At 52.9% G+C, this 18,170-nt stretch carries 18 protein-coding genes and 1 pseudogene; 11 read left to right on the top strand and 8 right to left on the bottom strand.

Annotated elements, in window-relative coordinates; all coding sequences use genetic code 11:
- Positions 1-16 precede the first annotated feature (16 nt).
- Both pntB and IE076_RS17135 read left to right on the top strand, forming a co-directional pair.
- On the top strand, positions 17-1,405 hold the full coding sequence (gene pntB, locus IE076_RS17140; protein WP_189438016.1) for a Re/Si-specific NAD(P)(+) transhydrogenase subunit beta: 1,389 nt from the start codon (positions 17-19) through the stop codon (positions 1,403-1,405).
- A 404-nt stretch (positions 1,406-1,809) separates the two neighbouring features.
- Positions 1,810-2,025 carry a hypothetical protein gene (locus tag IE076_RS17135; protein WP_189438015.1) on the top strand — a complete coding sequence of 72 codons (216 nt, stop codon included), beginning with the start codon at positions 1,810-1,812 and terminating at the stop codon, positions 2,023-2,025.
- 74 nt (positions 2,026-2,099) lie between these two features.
- Here the strand turns inward: IE076_RS17135 and IE076_RS17130 are convergent, their stop codons facing one another.
- Positions 2,100-2,492 carry a hypothetical protein gene (locus tag IE076_RS17130; protein WP_189438014.1) on the bottom strand — a complete coding sequence of 131 codons (393 nt, stop codon included), beginning with the start codon at positions 2,490-2,492 and terminating at the stop codon, positions 2,100-2,102.
- A 391-nt stretch (positions 2,493-2,883) separates the two neighbouring features.
- Between IE076_RS17130 and IE076_RS17125 the strand changes: the two genes are divergently transcribed.
- The 5 genes from IE076_RS17125 to IE076_RS17105 all read left to right on the top strand — a co-directional run bounded on the left by IE076_RS17125 (position 2,884) and on the right by IE076_RS17105 (position 7,335).
- The gene (locus IE076_RS17125) at positions 2,884-4,113 is read left to right on the top strand and encodes an HlyD family efflux transporter periplasmic adaptor subunit (protein WP_189438013.1); all 1,230 of its coding nucleotides are present in this window, start codon (positions 2,884-2,886) and stop codon (positions 4,111-4,113) included.
- Positions 4,110-5,285, top strand: coding sequence for an FtsX-like permease family protein (locus IE076_RS17120; RefSeq protein ID WP_189438012.1), 1,176 nt, complete (start codon positions 4,110-4,112; stop codon positions 5,283-5,285). The genes IE076_RS17125 and IE076_RS17120 overlap by 4 nt, the downstream gene beginning before the upstream one ends.
- Before the next feature lie 9 nt (positions 5,286-5,294).
- A complete protein-coding gene (locus IE076_RS17115) occupies positions 5,295-6,011 on the top strand; it encodes an ATP-binding cassette domain-containing protein (protein ID WP_189438011.1) in 717 nt (238 codons plus the stop codon).
- A gap of 256 nt (positions 6,012-6,267) precedes the next feature.
- Complete coding sequence (locus IE076_RS17110) at positions 6,268-6,729, top strand: c-type cytochrome (protein WP_189438010.1); 462 nt, start codon at positions 6,268-6,270, stop codon at positions 6,727-6,729.
- 3 nt (positions 6,730-6,732) lie between these two features.
- Positions 6,733-7,335 (top strand): cytochrome b/b6 domain-containing protein, encoded by a 603-nt coding sequence (locus IE076_RS17105; RefSeq protein WP_189438009.1) that lies wholly within the window; start codon positions 6,733-6,735, stop codon positions 7,333-7,335.
- Positions 7,336-7,390: 55 nt separating this feature from the next.
- On the opposite strand, the gene IE076_RS17100 is transcribed toward IE076_RS17105, so the two are convergent.
- The 6 genes from IE076_RS17100 to IE076_RS17070 all read right to left on the bottom strand — a co-directional run bounded on the left by IE076_RS17100 (position 7,391) and on the right by IE076_RS17070 (position 13,911).
- On the bottom strand, positions 7,391-8,482 hold the full coding sequence (locus IE076_RS17100; RefSeq protein ID WP_189438008.1) for a T6SS phospholipase effector Tle1-like catalytic domain-containing protein: 1,092 nt from the start codon (positions 8,480-8,482) through the stop codon (positions 7,391-7,393).
- A 428-nt stretch (positions 8,483-8,910) separates the two neighbouring features.
- On the bottom strand, positions 8,911-10,101 hold the full coding sequence (locus tag IE076_RS17090; protein WP_189438006.1) for an NnrS family protein: 1,191 nt from the start codon (positions 10,099-10,101) through the stop codon (positions 8,911-8,913).
- Complete coding sequence (locus tag IE076_RS17085; protein ID WP_189438005.1) at positions 10,098-10,910, bottom strand: ABC transporter ATP-binding protein; 813 nt, start codon at positions 10,908-10,910, stop codon at positions 10,098-10,100. The genes IE076_RS17090 and IE076_RS17085 overlap by 4 nt, the downstream gene beginning before the upstream one ends.
- Positions 10,900-11,625 carry an ABC transporter permease gene (locus IE076_RS17080; RefSeq protein ID WP_209009214.1) on the bottom strand — a complete coding sequence of 242 codons (726 nt, stop codon included), beginning with the start codon at positions 11,623-11,625 and terminating at the stop codon, positions 10,900-10,902. Before IE076_RS17080 ends, IE076_RS17085 begins: the two co-directional genes overlap by 11 nt.
- A gap of 133 nt (positions 11,626-11,758) precedes the next feature.
- Positions 11,759-12,748: an ABC transporter substrate-binding protein gene (locus IE076_RS17075; protein ID WP_189438004.1), complete on the bottom strand. Its 990-nt coding sequence runs from the start codon at positions 12,746-12,748 to the stop codon at positions 11,759-11,761.
- Between the two features lie 260 nt (positions 12,749-13,008).
- Positions 13,009-13,911 carry a ThiF family adenylyltransferase gene (locus IE076_RS17070; protein ID WP_189438003.1) on the bottom strand — a complete coding sequence of 301 codons (903 nt, stop codon included), beginning with the start codon at positions 13,909-13,911 and terminating at the stop codon, positions 13,009-13,011.
- A gap of 262 nt (positions 13,912-14,173) precedes the next feature.
- On the opposite strand from IE076_RS17070, the gene IE076_RS17065 reads away from it, so the two are divergent.
- Together IE076_RS17065 and IE076_RS17060 are read left to right on the top strand one after the other, a co-directional pair.
- Positions 14,174-15,442, top strand: coding sequence for an N-acyl amino acid synthase FeeM domain-containing protein (locus tag IE076_RS17065; protein WP_189438002.1), 1,269 nt, complete (start codon positions 14,174-14,176; stop codon positions 15,440-15,442).
- 187 nt (positions 15,443-15,629) lie between these two features.
- Positions 15,630-16,118 (top strand): DUF2478 domain-containing protein, encoded by a 489-nt coding sequence (locus tag IE076_RS17060; RefSeq protein ID WP_189438001.1) that lies wholly within the window; start codon positions 15,630-15,632, stop codon positions 16,116-16,118.
- 133 nt (positions 16,119-16,251) lie between these two features.
- On the opposite strand, the gene gntR is transcribed toward IE076_RS17060, so the two are convergent.
- The gene (gene gntR, locus IE076_RS17055; protein WP_189438000.1) at positions 16,252-17,250 is read right to left on the bottom strand and encodes an HTH-type transcriptional regulator GntR; all 999 of its coding nucleotides are present in this window, start codon (positions 17,248-17,250) and stop codon (positions 16,252-16,254) included.
- Between the two features lie 109 nt (positions 17,251-17,359).
- Between gntR and IE076_RS17050 the strand changes: the two genes are divergently transcribed.
- Positions 17,360-17,890 (top strand): gluconokinase, encoded by a 531-nt coding sequence (locus IE076_RS17050; RefSeq protein WP_189438240.1) that lies wholly within the window; start codon positions 17,360-17,362, stop codon positions 17,888-17,890.
- A gap of 43 nt (positions 17,891-17,933) precedes the next feature.
- A pseudogene (locus tag IE076_RS17045) lies at positions 17,934-18,170 on the top strand (C4-dicarboxylate ABC transporter substrate-binding protein); the annotation flags it as partial.

Here is an 18,170-nt window from a genome sequence, read left to right as displayed (position 1 = left end):
GGGGGAGGGAAGCATTATGTCTATCGGACTTCAAACCGCCGCTTATATTGCGGCAACCGTACTGTTCATCCTGTCTCTGGGTGGTCTGTCCAATCAGGAAAGCGCAAAACGCGCTGTTTGGTTTGGTATCGTCGGCATGGCACTGGCTGTGCTTGCAACGATCTTTGGCGCAGGTGTTGATCTAACAAGCCCTGCCGTTGCGATCATGCTGATCATCACTGTTGCAGCAGGTGCTGCTGCTGGTGTAGTCGTCGCGCAACGCGTTGAAATGACTGGCATGCCGCAGCTGGTGGCTGCTCTGCACTCCTTCGTGGGTCTGGCAGCTGTCTTCATCGGCATCAACTCAGATATCGCTCCACCAGAAGGTTTGGCAGGCGCTGAGCTGGTCATCCACGAGGTGGAGATCTTCATTGGCGTCTTCATCGGCGCGATCACTTTCACCGGCTCTATCGTCGCTTACGGTAAGCTGGCTGGAAAGATCGGCGGTAAGGCTTTGCTTCTGCCGGGCCGTCATGCCCTGAACGCGGGCCTGTTGGTACTCTCTATCATCCTGCTGATCATGTACATGAACCACGCCGGTTCCTGGACACTCTACCTGATGACCCTGATCGCCTTCTTCATTGGTTGGCACATGGTTATGGCCATTGGTGGGGCGGACATGCCCGTTGTTGTTTCCATGCTGAACTCCTACTCCGGTTGGGCAGCTGCAGCGACAGGTTTCTTGCTCGGCAACGATCTGCTGATCGTGACAGGTGCTCTGGTTGGTTCCTCCGGTGCGATCCTCTCTTACATCATGTGTAAGGCGATGAACCGGCACTTTGTTTCCGTTATTCTTGGCGGCTTTGGCACAACAACAGGTCCGGCACAGGAAATCGAAGGCGAGATGGTTCCAACGGATGCGGACTTTGTGGCTGAGACCCTCAACGATGCAGATAGCGTTGTGATTGTACCGGGTTACGGCATGGCTGTTGCTCAGGCACAGCAGTCCGTTTCTGAACTGACCAAGCGTCTGCGTGCCAAAGGCAAGAACGTTCGGTTCGCAATCCACCCGGTCGCAGGCCGTCTTCCAGGCCACATGAACGTGCTGCTTGCTGAAGCAAAAGTGCCTTATGACATCGTTCTGGAAATGGATGAGATCAACGATGATTTCCCGGATACAGATGTTGTCATCATCATTGGCGCAAACGACATTGTGAACCCGGCAGCTCAGGAAGATCCAAACTCACCAATCGCCGGCATGCCGGTTCTGGAAGTGTGGAAAGCCAAGCACGTGTTCATCTCCAAGCGTGGTCAGGGTACTGGTTACTCCGGCATCGAGAACCCGCTGTTCTACAAGGAAAACTCCCGCATGTACTACGGTGATGCAAAGTCTTCCATGGACAACCTGCTTGGTAAGATCAGCTAGTTCCAACTATCGATTAATATGGGAAGCCCCGGAGTGTGAAACCACTTCGGGGCTTTTTCGTGCCTGTGGCCCCTCTGCACATGGAAACAGCAGGTACTCTCAGGACTGTCCCGATATACTAGTATTTAGGTCTAATCCATTATTTTTCAGTAGACAAAAGGTATCGGACTGAGAGAAAAGCAACTCTGGATTGAAATAAATTAATTCGAAGTTGGGGTAACATTTTGATTTTGCGGAAAGTTATTAATGTAGCCGTATCAGCGTGTCTGATGGCTGCTGTCGCTGGTTGTGCATCGTCACCAAGCAGCATCAAGGCAAACTATGTCTCTTCGAGTAAGTATAACTCTTTTAAGTGTCGGGAAATCAATGAGGAACTCGTTGCAGTTGGTGCAAGAGTTCAAGAGGTGACCGGCGATCAAGAGGACGCCGCAACTGCCGATGCATTGATCATGGGCGTCGGCCTGCTGGTGTTCTGGCCAAGCCTCTTCCTGCTTGCTGCGACAGACGACAACAAAGAAGAACTGGCGAGTCTGAAGGGCGAATACGACGCCTTGCAGGCTGCGGCGACTAAGAAGAGATGTAAGCCAGTAGCACCTTCAAAAACCATGGCGACATCCTAGATCTGTCTCATGACGCAAAAGCCCGAGGCATGCATTGCACCTCGGGCTTTTGTTATATCTGATACTGGTAGAACTTACTTCACATTGACCTCGTAGGTGTCGTGAAGGTATCTCATCGTGCTTCGGTTGGTGTATTGCGGCATAGAGTACTTTGTCGCAAACTCGTCAGGTCCGCGGTACCCTTTCTTGGGCGTATAAATAATATCGACACCCTTGAATTTCTTGCCCTTACACTTCCCCTTTTCTGGAACCCAAGCACTTCTGACAATCTTAACAGTGCCATGCTTTGGCTCTTTTTTCAGCTTTACCTGAGCAATCGGCCCCGAGCTACACAACTGCGCATCATAGTAAAAATGCCGGTTTACAATCGACGAGCGATTGGCTCGCACATCACCGGAACGTGTTTCGGCAAATGCTGCGCCTGCCCCCGCCATAACGATGGCAGCACTCAAAAAATACTTAATCATAAATAATCCCTATCAAGCTCAAGATGCCTTCTTCATGCGCCGTTGATCGAAGACAGCACAACTAGAGTGAGCTCTGTTCGTATGTATAAAAGTGTAGCGAAACACAACCCTCAGGAGAAATCTTAAGGCAGATACTCGACGAAAAGACAGGGCCGAACCGTTTGAAACCAACGAGCCCAGAATGACTGCGGGAAGCCACATTGCCGCGTTCATCCAGTGTCTACCGTTGAGGCTACTAAGATGACGCGCAGGCACAAACTCCTCCTAAGCCAAATCCCAAAATCCAGCTGCGTTACAAATCATTACAAATCAATACAGTTTTTAAATTGCACGCACCTAATTTTAGAACAATAGAATATAACAGTTTACAAGTCACAGCAGAGGGGATCCTGTGACCCATCACCATGCTCCAAACAACGATTTGCCTTTGGAAGACACAGGCATATCCTCCATTTCTGGGAGGGTCCGCAAGGGCTTGCCATTCAAGCGGGTCATTCTGCTTGTCCCTGTTGTCATCGCTATAATGTTTACCGGCGGTGTTATGGGAATGTACTTTCAGCCTTCTGGCCTGCGCCTATTCTATGAGATGACAGGTCTGGAACCTGGTGGTGGAAGTGATTTGAAAATCGCTGTTCCAATCAATACAACAGTCACCAAAGAAGACATCTCAGCACTGCAGGCGGGTGCTGTCGTTGCACTTGGAAAGTTGATCCCACGGGATGGTGTCTCAACCATCGCGCTGCCATTTGGGGCAGGGGATGCACGTATTGCGGATCTACCGGTTTCCGTTGGCGACTGGGTCGAGAAAGGCACCGTTCTGGCGACGCTTGACAACCGTCCTTCACTTGAAGCGAGCGTTGAAGCAGCACAAGCAGAGATCGCGGTATCCGAAGCCTCGCTACGACAGGTACAGCTGTCTACCACGGCCAGTCAGGTGGAGAATGAGGCTGACCTGAACCGGGCCAGAACCAATGCGGATCTGGCACAGGCTGAGCTGGAACGCACCAAGTCTCTGTTTGCCCGCAAGGTGGTGACGCAGGCCCAGCTGGATCGTGCGGAAGCAGAAGCGGAGAGTGCTTTGTTGGATGTGGCGCGTAAGGCGGCGACGCTCAAACGATACAGCAGCTCCACGGAAATTTCTCAGGCTGATGTGGAACTGGCTAAACGCAAATTGCACGCAGCGCAGGTCGCGTTGCGCACCGCTGAAGTGAACCTTGAAAAATCTGTCGTCCGCGCACCATTTGATGGCACGGTTCTGGACCTTTTGGTGCAGCCCGGAGAACGTCCAGCCTCCGCAGGACTGATCGAGTTCGGCAACACCCGCCTGATGACAGCGGAGATGGAGATCTACCAGAACCAGATCGGTCGTTTGAACATAGGTAACGCTGTCACACTGCGGGCAGAGGCTCTGGCTCAGGAGCTTCGTGGCACCCTTACGGAGATCGGGCTCATTGTGGGCCGCCAGAACATCATCAGCGTTGATCCTGCAGCAAACACCGACGCGCGTGTGGTGACAGTCGTAGTCACGCTGGACGAAACCTCCTCGGAACTAGCTGCAAACCTCACCAATCTGGAGATCCTTGGCTATTTCCAGCCAGCTAATAACGAGGCCATCAAGTGACCCGGTTTCTCACATGGGTTTTGGGACGGCTCCCGATTGGCTGGCTGCAGCTGACACACAACAAAGGCCGTTTTGCTGCTGCACTGGCGGGCGTTGCTTTTGCCAATGTACTAGTGTTTGTGCAGCTTGGAATGATGGGAGCGCTCACAGGCTCCACGCTTCAGCCTTATCAGCTTTTCGAAGCAGATATCTTGATCTCTTCATCTGATTCTAAGTCGCTGACAGAAGGCGGTAACGTTGCCCGTGTCCACATGTTGAACGCCCTGGCTGTGCCGGAAGTTGCGTCGGCCGCACCCGTTTACATCTCCATGGTTGACTGGCGGGTGCAGGAAGACCAGACCTCCGCTTTACAACTGGTCGGCCTGCCTATTGAAGCCATTGATTTCATGGCACCGGTGCTGCGCCCTCAGTTTTTGCAACTGGCATTGCCTGACACGGCGCTGATAGACCGCAAAACACGCGGTGGCACAGAAGTATTCTTCAATTCCCTCTCGCCGGAGACGCCTGCTGTCTTTGAGATGAAAAACCGCCAGATCAAGCTGATCGGCACCTTGCAGAATGGGGCCGGGTTCAGTGCGGATGGCAATCTTGTAATGTCTGACCAAAGCGTCTTGCGCCTGTCACCCTCCCGCAGTTCCGGAGCGCCGGACCACATTTTGCTGCAGGTGCAGCCGGGTGCCTCCATTGATAGGACGGTCGAACTTCTTAAGCAGGTTTTGCCGACGGAGACCCTGAAAATCCGCAGCTTTGCCAAAGCAGCGGCAGATGAGCAGGCCTATCAGACCTCTGAGAAGCCGGTGGGCATCATTTTCGGTTTTGGTACCGTTATTGGTGTTCTGGTGGGCATCGTCATTGTCTATCAGGTTCTCAGTACAGATGTGGCTGACCACCTCAAAGAATATGCCACCTTCAAGGCCATGGGGTTTGGTGAAGGCTTTTTCCTCAGCATCATCTTTGAAGAGGCCATAATCCTCGCAGTCTTCGGGTTCTTTCCCAGCGTGTTAGCAGCCGCCGGCATTTACCATTTGCTCGTCCTGAAATCCGGTTTGCCTGTGGAGCTGACACTTGCCAGTGGCCTAATGGTTTTTATCGGAACGCTGGCCGCCTGCGCACTTTCCGGCACCATCGCAACACGGCGATTGGCACATGCTGATCCGGCAGATCTGTTCTAGGGGGAGCGCATGACATACACACCACATAGCCCGATCAGCGTTTCTGGCCTTAGTCATTGGTTTGGTGAAGGAGAAACGCGCAAGCAAGCAATTTTTGACATCGACTTCGCGATCAAAAAAGGCAGCTTGACCGTGCTGATGGGGCCGTCGGGCTCCGGCAAAACTACAATGCTCACGCTCATGGGCTGCCTGAGAGACGTGCAGAAGGGCCAACTCTCTCTGCTGGGGCACGAACTCCATGGTGCAGACGAGACCATGAAGATCATGTTGCGGCGACGCCTCGGCTTTATCTTTCAGGCCCACAACCTGCATGAAAGCCTGACAGCAACACAGAATGTGTTGATGGGCCTGCAGGTGCACCAGAGCGGGGTAAGGGCAACAGTCGATGTAGAACAGCAGAACAAAGCTGCACGCCACATCCTGTCCCTCCTCGGGTTGGAAGATCGACTTGACTATATGCCCGCCCATCTTTCCGGCGGTCAAAAGCAGCGTGTTGCCATTGCACGTGCGCTTGTCGCCTCGCCCGATATTGTCTTTGCGGATGAACCAACAGCCGCACTTGATAAGGACACCGGCTTGACTGTTGTCAAACTGCTCAAGGAGCTTGGTGAAAAACGTGGGATAACCACGGTCATGGTCACCCACGACAACCGGATTTTGCAGTTGGCAGACCGAATTTTGACCATGGACGAGGGTCATTTGGTCGACGAAGTTGTACCAGCATGACCCAACCAATCCAACACAACAAACTCTCGTTATATTCTGCCACAAACTATTACACTATTAGTATTGAACCTTGAATTAGCTTACCTGATCCTCTTAATAACGAACACAAATAACGATATATAAGGACATACACTTAAGTACAACTAAAATAAGTAAAGCAACATATTTGCTATTGACCAATATTATCTTTATTCACCTACATAAGGGCGGAAAACTACAATATAATACTTTCAGTATTACATTTGCGGAGAGATCCATGCGTAAGTTACTTATTTCGGCAGTCATCGCAATGACGGCAACTTCAGCTCTCGCTGCCGGGATCACCAAGGAAGACGCGGTAGAGTCACGCCGCGCTTATTACAGAGTGCTCGGTCATGACATGGCGACATTGTCTGCCTTGGCAAAGGGCGAGATTGAATACAACGCCGACACTGCAAAAACCGCTGTTGCCAACATGATGCTTCTTGGCAAGTACGACACTGAACGTCTTTACCCAGCTGGCACATCCAACGCAGACATGCCGGGCAAAACACGCGCGCTGCCTGTAATCTGGGAAGATATGGACGGCCTTCACGCAAAAGCCGATGCGACCAATGAAGCGCTCGTTGCCATGAATGAAGCAGCAGGCGAAGGTCGTGCCGCATTGGGCAAGGCACTGGGCAAACTGGGTGGTTCTTGCAAGGGCTGTCACTCCGACTACCGCTCCAAGGACTTTTAAGCGATGACAACTGCGAGCACTGACTATTCTATGGAAACGCAGAGGAGCAAAGCCACCCGTAAATGGGATTTGCCCCTGCGCCTGTTCCACTGGCTGTTTGCAAGCAGTGTTGTTGCCGCATGGGGTTTGGGTGAATTCGGACCTGACGTTATGACGCTGCATTTCTGGTTTGGCTATGCAGTGCTCGCGCTCATTGCGTTTCGTCTGATCTGGGGTTTTGTTGGTTCCGAGACCTCCCGGTTCTCAAGCTTCATCTTTGGCCCAAAAGCAATCCTGTCCTACATGCTCAAACTGCCAAGCCGACAGCCGTGCAACTGGAAGGGCCACAATCCTCTTGGTGGGTTGTTCGTCTTACTGCTGCTTGGGCTGATCGGAGCGCAGGCGGCACTCGGCCTATTCGTCGACCCGGAAGACTACATCAATGTGGGCCCTCTGGCGTCATGGGTGGGTATCGACGGTGCCCGCACAGCCTTGGCATGGCACGGCATTTTGGCCCGCGCCACGCTCATTTTGATGGGACTGCATGTGGCAGCGATCTTCTTCTACCGCATATGGAAACGTGAGGATCTGGTGACACCGATGATCACAGGTCACCGAAAGTCATAGCTTTTCCTGCAAGAATTCTGGCCGGAGCAGCATCAGTTGCCCCGGCTTTTTTGTTTCACGAGGTTTCCGTCTCTTCTACAGGAGCCGTGCGCCGGATTGCTGGTTCCTCAATCGGGTTATGATCCACTATCCATGGCTTGTAGTTCATCTCCGGGTTGTTCACCCGCTCGAACACGCTGGCATGGACATGAGGCTGACCACGTGCCCGCTCGTTTTCATCCTGCTGCGGCCAGTCTCGCTGTTTGACCTTGTAGATATACTCAAAGATGCCTTCACGCGGGTTATGGATGGTCCCCGCCTCATCCGGGGTCAGCTTGGCACTCAGTACTTTGCGGCTGCCTCCATGAATACGCAGGCCACTGCGTTCCGCATGCTTGAGCATCCATTTGAAGGTGATGTCAGACAAACGCGCGTCCGCATACCCGCCACCCACATCCGTATGCACACCTGCAAACCATGTCTGTTGCATGATCTGGTTGGGAGCGGTGGCCTCGTTCCACAATACGGGATGAAACACCTCGCGCTCATCGTCAATGGATAGAGCATGGTAGGCATTTTTCACCGAAGGCGGCAAAGTCAGGTCATGAAACTCGTGTTTGAAGCCGGGGATCTTGTTGACGGCAGCTGAAAGCGGCTTCCATGGAAGCCCAAGCGCGGCAACCGTATCCCATACGCCGAGGAATTCGATTTCTACCCACATATTGTGGTGCTTTTCTCGAAATTCCCTGGCCTTGATCTTGCGGCGCTCAGGGTCACTGATCTGGTAGATCCTATAGGCTTTGGCAATCAGCTCGGGGCGTGACTTTGGCAGGATGCCGAACATTTCGATGAAGCCTGCCAGACTACGCACTGTGGTGGCTCCGCGGCTGAAACCGAACAAGAAAATCTTGTCCTTGGCCTGATAATTATCGAAGATGAACTGATAGCATTCCTTCAGGTTCTTGCTGATGCCGAATCCAGTGATGTTGGCAAGAAACCGCACAAAACGGGAGCAATGGGCTGTTGTACCCAGACCCCGGTCATAAAACAACACCTGCCGCTTGGTTCTGTTTTCGCAAATCTTGAAGAGCTTGTAGATGTTCGTGTCCGGGCCCTCACCGCCCTCCTGACCGGTCCCATCTGAAAACACCACGATATTCTTCGTCATCGTCCACCTTCCAAAGCCGCTGCGTTAAGCAAGCTGACCCATCAAGAGCAATCAGCACACCTTGCGCGAGTATCATGGACTAATACATCCGGAAATTATCATAGGCCAGAGGCAAAGAACAGTTGACCGAAACTCTACTCGGTCAGATCAGGCGGTTTGAAGGGGCCCGCTGAAGAAGCACGACCATCGTCTCAGCGCTTCTCGACGGACCAGATATCGTCGACGAACTGGTGTTGATCAGTGCCTGACTGAAAAGCAAGGCCTGAGAGGATGCAGCACCGGGCGTCGTGACAAGATTCCCTGTCATTCATATTGCAGGTGTCTCCTGTCACAGGGCAGGACTGCGGGACATCTGTAGCCAGGTCTTCCGAGCACTTGCGCTTCTTTGACACTAAAAATCTAGAGAGAGAAAACATCGTCAATTGCCTTTATTCTACAGCGTTTTCACGAAGGAACACCGGGAGGAAGTGGATCAGGTACAAGGTGAAGGCCAAAGCAAACAGAGACCAGGCGAGTGGCATGATATTCAGATCAGGCACAAACAGCGGTCCCAGCGAGCGCACGAGGCACGCACCGATGAGAGCCAGAATTCCGACTCCCGGCAGCTTGGGAAGTTTCAGGGAGTATCCGGCATGACGCAGGCCGGCGATAATCAGAACCATGAAGGTCGCCAGTGACAGGCCGCCGATGAAGAGCATATGCTGGCCGGATACGTAAGCCCCTGCAGGCAGTAGCTCCAACAAGCCACCAGCTTGCATGGCAAAACCAATTCCAAAAAACCAATAGGTCAGGTAAAGCGCCTTGGCGAACGGGGTTCTTAAGGCGCCGGGCAGATGCCAGTCCTGCAGCATGTTGAGCACCGCACATGCAGACGCCAGTGCAAGCCATCCCTGAAGGGCATCCGATGCACCCAGCACTTTGGCAAGGGTAAATGCAGTGATGCAGAACAGGGCAGCCCGTCTCATTGGCGGGCGCGGAATAAAGACCGCTCCATCTTTGCGCGTAGACAAGGCGTCATTCACAATCACCATAGTGATCGGTGCCAGCGAGGTGAGCACCATCAGGACAAGCGCCCCTTCGGCAACCGCAAGCCCCCGCTCGAAGACGCCAAACACCGACAACTCCCAAAAGCTCATAAGCTGCGCCGCGAAGAGCAACAGCACCGGCCATAGGAGATGACGCATCTTGGTCTGCCAGAGTCTTGGCAGTACAATGAACAAAACCGCGGCGGGAAACAGAGCCTGAACCACGAAGACAGCTGGGGCAGGGAGAACCCCGAGCAGCCAGAAGGCAACACGGCCTGCCAGCCAGAGAGCACCCAGACCGGCCAGTTGTGCACCCGCTATTTTTGGTGTGTTGGACCACGATGGCAGCGCTGTGGTCAAAAAACCTGCCATTGCCCCGGCAAAGACGCCAAAGAACATCTCGTACTGATGGAAGAGCAATGGATCTGCATCGAACGGCATCGGCAGCACATCCGCAAGCACCAGCCCCCAAATCACGATGGAAAACAGAGCGTAAAGCGCTGTCAGTGGGAAGAAGACCCTGAACCCTTCAGAAAATACAGGCGCTTCAAACAAAGAGCGTTTCTGGTCAGGGATACGTACAAAGTCCGTCATACCAGCCGTTCCCAATTTCTCATGTTGAACAGGTGCGCGATCCGGTCATCGGCAAGCAAGCTCGCCTCAAGGTCCATGAGGTTTCGCCGTGTGCGCTCGGAGCGCATCAATGGCACTTCATATTCCTTGGAAAAGTGTCCGGGATCTGGGGCCATAATCAAGACACGGTCGCTAAGCGCCAAGGCTTCGGTTACATCGTGCGTGACCATCAAAACGGAGCACTGCTTCTGATCAACTTCATGCAGCACGAGCCGATAAAGATCGCGGCGGCGTCCAATGTCCAGAGCGCTGAAGGGTTCATCCAGAAACAGCAGGTCTGGCTCAATCGCCATTGCACGGGCCAAAGCCCCACGCTGGCGCATGCCGCCGGAAAGCTCGGAGGGGTATTTGATCAGGTCCTCCTCGGCAAAACCCATCGCAGTGGCGACGGTTCGCGCTTTCGTCATGCGCTCGAGCTTGGAAAGCTTTTGTCCCTGAAGGCCAAAGCTGATGTTGTTTAACAGGCTCTTCCACGACAGCAACCGGTGCTCCTGAAACAGGATTGCCGTGCGGTCGGCGATGCTTGTGACTGTTCCCGCACTCGCCTCAATCAATCCGGCAGCGATCCGCAGGAAAGTGGACTTGCCGCAGCCGGATGGGCCTATGATGCTAACGACCTCGCCCTTTTTCAGCTCCAGCGCACATGGCGCCAGTGTTTGCTGAAGGGGATGATAGCGGTGGTCTGTGACCGAGACGGACAAGACGGAAGGCTGTGTTTCTGATGAGACACTGGGCATAACAGAAAGCAAGGGGGCAGTCTCAGTCGGCATGCTTCCAGCCCTCCACATAGTCTTTAACAGGGTTGAGCAATATGCCCTCGATCACCAGCAGCAGCCCGACAATCACGACAATCCATGCCATGGTAGCGGCGGTATCGATATTAACCCGCGCCTCCGCAAGACCCGCGCCAATGCCGCGCGTGCTTGAAAGCAACTCCGCCATCACGACCACTTTCCAGCTGAGCCCCAACGCGGTGGCCCACGCTGGAAACAGGTATGAGACAATCTGCGGCGCCTGCACCTGCCAGAAACGTTGGAGCAGCGGCACATGAAAACTCTGTGCCATCTCATCAAGCTCCTTCTCCCGCATCCGCACGCCTTGCAGAGCGCCTGCGAAGATCAACGGGATCGTGGAGATGAACACCGTAAAGACCGGCGTGCCGTCCCCACCGCCAAACCACAGCAATGCAAGCACGATCCATGCAATCGGCGGCACACCAAGTGCCACGGTGATGAACGGCTTGCAAAGCAGGGACAGTGTGTTCGACCAGCCTGCAATCAGGCCAAAGAAGATGCCGACGGTGCTGGCAAGCAAGAAGCCTGCAAAAGCACGTCTGGCGGTGATCAAAATGTAGTCCAGCCCCGATGGCACGGCGACTATGTGGGCCAAACGCTCCAACGCGTCCAGTGGTGCGGGTAGCACCAATGGGCCGAAGGTTTCAAAGCCGATCTGCCACAGCGCGAAAATGAGACATACCCCGGCCATAGTGCCCCACCCACTCCAAAGTCTGCTCATCAACGTCGATAGCATGTGACGGTTCATCAGGTACGTTCTCGTTGTTTGGGGCTCAGCAGGCCAGGTGACCGTAACCTTGGGACGGCCCGCCGAGCCTGCTTCGCTACAGGTAGAAATCCGCGTTGGGGAGTTTCCCACCAATGATTGATGGGTTCTTCTGTGCCAAAATGGAGTAAAACTGTTCCAGCTCGCCGCGAATGTCTTTGGCACGCTCTGCTGTCAGGTGCGTATGGGGTATGGACTGTGCGATCATATCGGCAGGCATTGGGATGCTATCGGAGGAAACAGCTGCTGCTTCCTCCGGATTTGCCTTGACCCATTCTGTGCCGGTCACACACGCTTTTTGAAAACCTTCCACCAACTCGGGCTGTTCATTGAGCAGATCTTCGTGCACCATCATGCCCGCCATCGGAAAGCGGCCATTGCCGCCGGTTACAGACGCCCATTCTTTCGTCAGATCGATGGAGCGATAGACCGATTTGCCAACCGTCTTGCCTTTGACCATGCCTGCCGTTGCAGCTGGTTCGGGCAAAACACAGTGTTTGATGCGACCGGAGAGAAGCAATTGCAGCGCCTCAAACGGGGTGCTCACATAGTGGAGCGTATAGTCCTTGCCCGCCGTCAGGCCGTTTTGCTCCATGACGGTTCCAAACACCAAATCAGGCATGTCATTACGAAAGAACATACCAACCTGTTCGCCAGCCAGATCCGCCGGTGACGTAACCGAGCCATCATAACTGAGCACATAAAGCATGCCCCAGCTCATGATGTTCAGCATCTTTACGGGAAGTCCTTTGTTGGCAAGGTTTGCAGCAACATAAGAGGGGGTGCCAGCCAGCTGCCAGTCACCGGAAATAAAGCCAGCGCGCAGGACATCGGGGGATTTGTAGACGGTAAAGTCCACGTTCTGCGTGTAGTCCGAAAGCAAGCCTTTGTTGGCGATGTAAGACAGTACAACAGAGGGGCCCACTGGCGGACCATAAAGCTTCAGCACCGGACTGCCCGCCGCAGCCATAACCGGCACTGAGGTGCCTATCGAAGCGGCAGCAGTGAAGCCTGCGGTTTGTGAAAGAAAAGAACGGCGCGTGATCATATTAGGGTTTCCATCGGAAGGGGATAGAAAACGAGCGAGTCGCAAATGCGAATGAGTTGCAATTCTTGTAGATCACGTTCATTCCCTCAGTTAATTGACAAAAGTCAATAACCTGAGTGATATACTCATATTAAATTTGCCGAAAGTGCGTAACTTTGCGTAGAGGTACGCGAGCACCGCATGTTTTGCCCGCCACCACGCGACCTACCTTTTAAAAAGCAGGCCTCCCGCGCACCTCTATTTTTGCAGTCACGCAGAAACTAAGCAAACTGCTCCTTCATCTTCTTAAGTTTCAGTTTCTGAGAGAAATTTTTGTTTCCCGAGGGCAGGCGTTTGGTTACAAACTCACCTTCGTAGGCATCAAAATGATGATACCAGGGTGCTGGTTTCAAAGGGCCGCGACCAAGCAGAAGCTTGACCGCTTGCGCGCCAGCGACTCCGGCCGCCAGTTGACATCCGGCGGCAGTGGAAGGGCCGCGCTCTTCTTTCAGGTTGAGTTGAGAGCTGTCCATCAGAGAAGAGCGGTGCAGTTCACTTGGGGCGAGGCCCAAGTAAAACTGACAGTACTGGCCGAGCTCATCCTCTCCCTCAAACTGGAAGTAGTCTTCAAAGCTCATGCCATCGGGTGTAAAGCACAGATAGGCCGTACCCATGCCGAGGGGAGCAGCCGTGACGGCGGGAATTTCCAGTTCACGGCATTTGGCAAAGACCTTTCTGCGTATGTCCAGTGCAAAGAAATCGAAGCCGTCGACATACAGATCGACGCCATTCAAAAACGCATCAATGTTCTCATTGGTAACGCCCTCTGAGAAAACCCGCAGATCAACTTCTGGGTTGATGTTGCGTACCTGCTCAGCCATCACTGAGACCTTGGGTTCCTGCAGCGTACTAACGGTGGCGCCAATCTGGCGGTTGAAGTTGACAACGTCGAAATGATCAAAGTCAGCGATGCTGAACGCACCAATCCCTAATCGTGCCAGTGTTATGGCGTGAATTCCTCCGACGCCGCCCATACCAGCAATGGCAACTCGCTTGCCTCGTAGTTTCTGTTGCTCTTCACGCGTAACCCATCCAATATTGCGAGAAAAGGCAGCGTCATAGGAAAAGCCTGCACAACCATCCGTTGAAGACTCCTGTACCTGAGATGCAGCTAGAACAGTCAATATCTTCCTCCACTAATAAAAACAAAAGTAAGACAAGTACAAATAAACAAGAACTCAATATTTATCATGAGAACCTAGTTCATCATGCAACTTTCAAATGCAAAGTTTGCATCTGACAAACACAAGTCAACTATAATAATAATATTAACGTTAATATTAAATATAATCTATTTAATTTTTACATTATTTGCATGATCATTACCCTGGGACAATACATATTTATTATTAGTCCCGCTAAGTCTTTTAAGTATAGGTTTTGATCATGAGTGATACGATAAGGACAGGGACAGCCTGTGAAACCACGAAGGCACGTCGGGTTTCCGTGCAAAGAAGGCGGGTAAGATTACAAAACAAGCCGCCTGAGAACGTTATCTTCAAACAAGTTGAAACGCCTGATGAACTGAGCCAGGTCAGCAAGTTGCTCTACGATTCCTACACGAGCGCTGGGTTAATGACGGAAAATGGGACTGGCTACAGGTTCATCCCATACTACGTCCTGCCATCGTGCTACACATTCATCGCCAAGACAGGCGATACCGTGATTGCTACGACAACGCTCATAGTGAAATCGCGCGAAGACCTCCCTTTGGAAAAGATTTTCTCACTCTCCCCTATTCAACAATGGAATCGCCGCATCGCAGAGGGCGGCACACTGGCCATTCATCCCGATCACCGATCACGCAATGGCGAACTTGTTCACGCCCTCCTGAAATACACGTTTCAGCTCGCACGGGAAGATCTGGGGCTCCATGACATCGTGATGGCATCTAACCCCACACATAGAGCGTTTTATGAGGGATTGCTCCTGTTCCGCAGGCTGAGCGAAGAGGTGATCGATACCTTCGATTATGTGAACGGTGCCCCAGCGGTGGGTGGGCATCTCAACCTCACAGAGATGCGTAAGGATTACGCTGCGACTTATCAGGGCGTCCCGGAGCAACGCAACCTTTTCAAATATTACATGGAATATGAGTTTGACAGTTTCCAGCGCCCGGACAAGGTGGTTTCGACTTATAACGGCAATCGCTGGAGTCCCACGAACCTTGACCTGTTCCTCCACGGACCAATGCAAGGTGCCAGCGCTCTGACCCGCAGTGAACTTGAACTGCTCCGGCGTCGCTATCCGTCGCGCGATTATGATTGGATTTTCAACCGCTACAGCCTGCCGGAACCCTCCGCTCTGGTAGACGCAAACGCTGCCGGATTCGTTCGCCTCAAGTCGCAAAATACAACACCGGTTGTTGTGCGCCGCATTGAGGAAGACCGGATCCATGTGACATGTGAGCGGCCCTACGAACTACTTGAGGGGAGGGAACTTGAGCTCTTGCACAACAGTAAGTTCCAGCCACCGACAACACTTCAGTCAGTCACGCTGACCGGAGGTTCAGAGGCCACACTGCGGTATGATGCAGCCTCATCACCTGCAATCACGGCGCTACTCACGAACGCAGGTAAAGCTTTGCAACCTCGACAAGCTGCCCTATCTGAAGTACGAAATTATCACGATAACGAGCTGGCTTTTGTAGGGTAGGGGCCTACACCCGCAGTGAGAAAACCGGGTTCTGCGTCATGATGTGAATGCGCAAATGCTCTTCAAAACAGGAGGATTGTGCGCATTCGCCGCAGGAGGAACCTTGCGCAGATCAAGCCAGAAATTGTGCAATTTGATATGAGAGCTTTCACATAGGCGAAAACCAGAAGCGCGAGGAAGACCCCAGATGAGAATTGCTTACACCCTGCCAAAAGGAAAACTGGTGCTGACAGAACTTTCCGAAACGCTTCGGGAAGCGGGCATCCGGACCTGCGGTATCGTGCAGGCAGAATCAGTGACCACAGACCGGCACCGCTGCGACATGGAAGTGCGCGTCCTACCAGATGGCCCTGAAATCTCCATCACTCAATCTCTTGGCAAAGAGGCCTCAGGCTGCCGGTTGAACACCGCAGCACTCGCGCAAGCCGCCGGAGAGGTGGCGCAGCGTATTGACGAGCCCTTTGATGTTTTCATTCTGAACAAGTTTGGCGAACAAGAAGCCAATGGCAGTGGTTTTCGTGACCTGATTGTAAAGGCTCTGGAAACCGGCGCAGATGTTCTGGTGGGCACCAATGACATCAACATTGATGCATTCAAGGAATTCTCCGGCGGTATTGCCGAGTTTATCGAACCAGACGTAGCAGCCCTGAAAGCCTGGATCGAAAACCGTCCATAAGCAAGACACCAGCGGCCTTCGTGCACGTTTCTGCGAAGGCTCCTGCGTTTGATTGCAAGGACGGGGAGGCCAACAAGATACTCCTCCTCGTTGCAGGGATTGCCGTTCCACGAGCGCCAATCAACGCTCCGGATTAAACTCTCTGTGTGCTTTCGCGCACGGAGATATTGTAGCTCAAGTCTACAATCGGACTTGAAGACTCTTCCTCCTCACCAATCACCATCGCAGCAGCGAGACGACCTATCTCACGTAGGGGGGTGGTCACTGATGTGATGCTTGGGACCGTCTCTGAGGATATTCCTAAATCGTTGAAGCCGCAGATACCGAACTCTTCCGGCACCTTGATCCCACGGCGCTGACATTCAAACAGCACACCAACCGCCAAATCATCGTTGTTACACAAAACAGCATCGCACTCAGGAAACTGGGAAGTCAGCTTGCTCAGCAAGACAGCGCCCATATGCGCACTGGAAGGCTTGTTGGTCACCGCAATGCTTTGCTCAAGCAATGTTCCATTAGCCTTGATTGCCTTCTTGAACCCAGCCAAGCGCTTTTGCGAACGCGGATCCATCTGCGCGCCGATGAAACCTATGTTCCTATACCCCGCATCCACCAGATGCTGTGTTGCTGTTTCTGCCGCCTGATCATGAGAAAAGCCCACAATCATGTCGATTGGGTCCGGACTGATGTCCATAATCTGCACAACCGGAACGCCCGCATTTGCAAGGATCTGTCTGGTTTCCTCAGTCTGCTCAAGACCAGAGATGATGACACCGGAGGGGGTTGGGTTCAGGAACGATCGCAGGATTCGTTCTTCCTCCAGCGAATCATAGTTGGTGTAACCGATTTGCATGTTGAAACGGGAACCATGCAGTGCATCGCTGATTCCCCCCAGCACATCTGTGAAGACGTTGTTGGAGATAGAAGGCACCATCACAACGATGGAGTTGGACTTGTTTGATGCAAGAGTAGACGCTGATTGATTGGGCACGTAACCCAGTTTTTTCACAGCCCTATCCACTTTTCTGCGCAGCGCTTCAGACACCTTTTCAGGTGAGCGAAGTGCGCGAGAAACCGTGATTGCGCTAACTCCCGCTTCGCGTCCAACATCTACAAGCGTTGGTTTTGGCATCGACAATTGCTCCCTGTTCCTAGGCGCCTTTTTAGATATTTCAGATAGCGCTTGCAAAATGATTGCGCAATCATTTACTATCAAATTCTCTTGGGAGGAAAACTTGGGCGTGGAAGACTACAAAAAACCGATATTTGTCGTCATGGGAGTGTGTGGCGTCGGAAAAACGTCAGTTGCGCGTGCTCTGGCGACCTGTTTACCGGCGACCTATGTCGAGGCCGATGATTTTCATCCTGCAGACAATATTGAAGCAATGGGTCGCGGACATCCGCTGACAGATGAAATGCGCCGGCCCTGGCTGAACGATCTCTCTCAAGCCATTGTTGATCTAAGCAAACAAGAGGCGACACCTGCTGTTGTTGTGGCATGCTCCGCGCTCAAGCGGTCCTACCGCGACATCATCCGCAGTCATGTGCCGCAAGCCTGTTTCATTTTCCTTTCAGGCCCAAAGGCTCTCATTCGCGAAAGAATGCTGAGCCGCCAGGATCACTTCATGCCGCTTGAACTGCTCGACAGCCAACTGGAAACATTACAGCCCCCGTCCTCGGACGAGCTGCACATTAACGTCGACGTGAGCGGTGCGAAAACTGAAATCATTGATCAAATTCTGCATCAGATCATTTCGAAAAACGCGGCCTGACGCCGCCAAAAAACTGAATACTCTTCAGGGAGGTACTGTGAGTATGAAACTTTTGAAATTTGTAGCTGCAACCGTCATTGCAGCGTCCACTGCCACCACGGCACTTGCAGCAGATTATTCGCTGCGCTTCCAGTCTTCCGACCCGGCTGGTAACCCAAATTTTGAACTCCAACAGGCATGGGCAGAGCGCGTTGGCGTGATTACTGGTGATCGCGTGAACATTGAAATGCTACCGGTTGGCACCATTGTTCAGCACACCGAGACACAGGATGCCGTTGCT

The organism is Pseudovibrio japonicus (assembly GCF_014651595.1).
Lineage (GTDB): Bacteria > Pseudomonadota > Alphaproteobacteria > Rhizobiales > Stappiaceae > Pseudovibrio > Pseudovibrio japonicus.
This window is presented reverse-complemented; position numbering and strand designations above follow the sequence as displayed.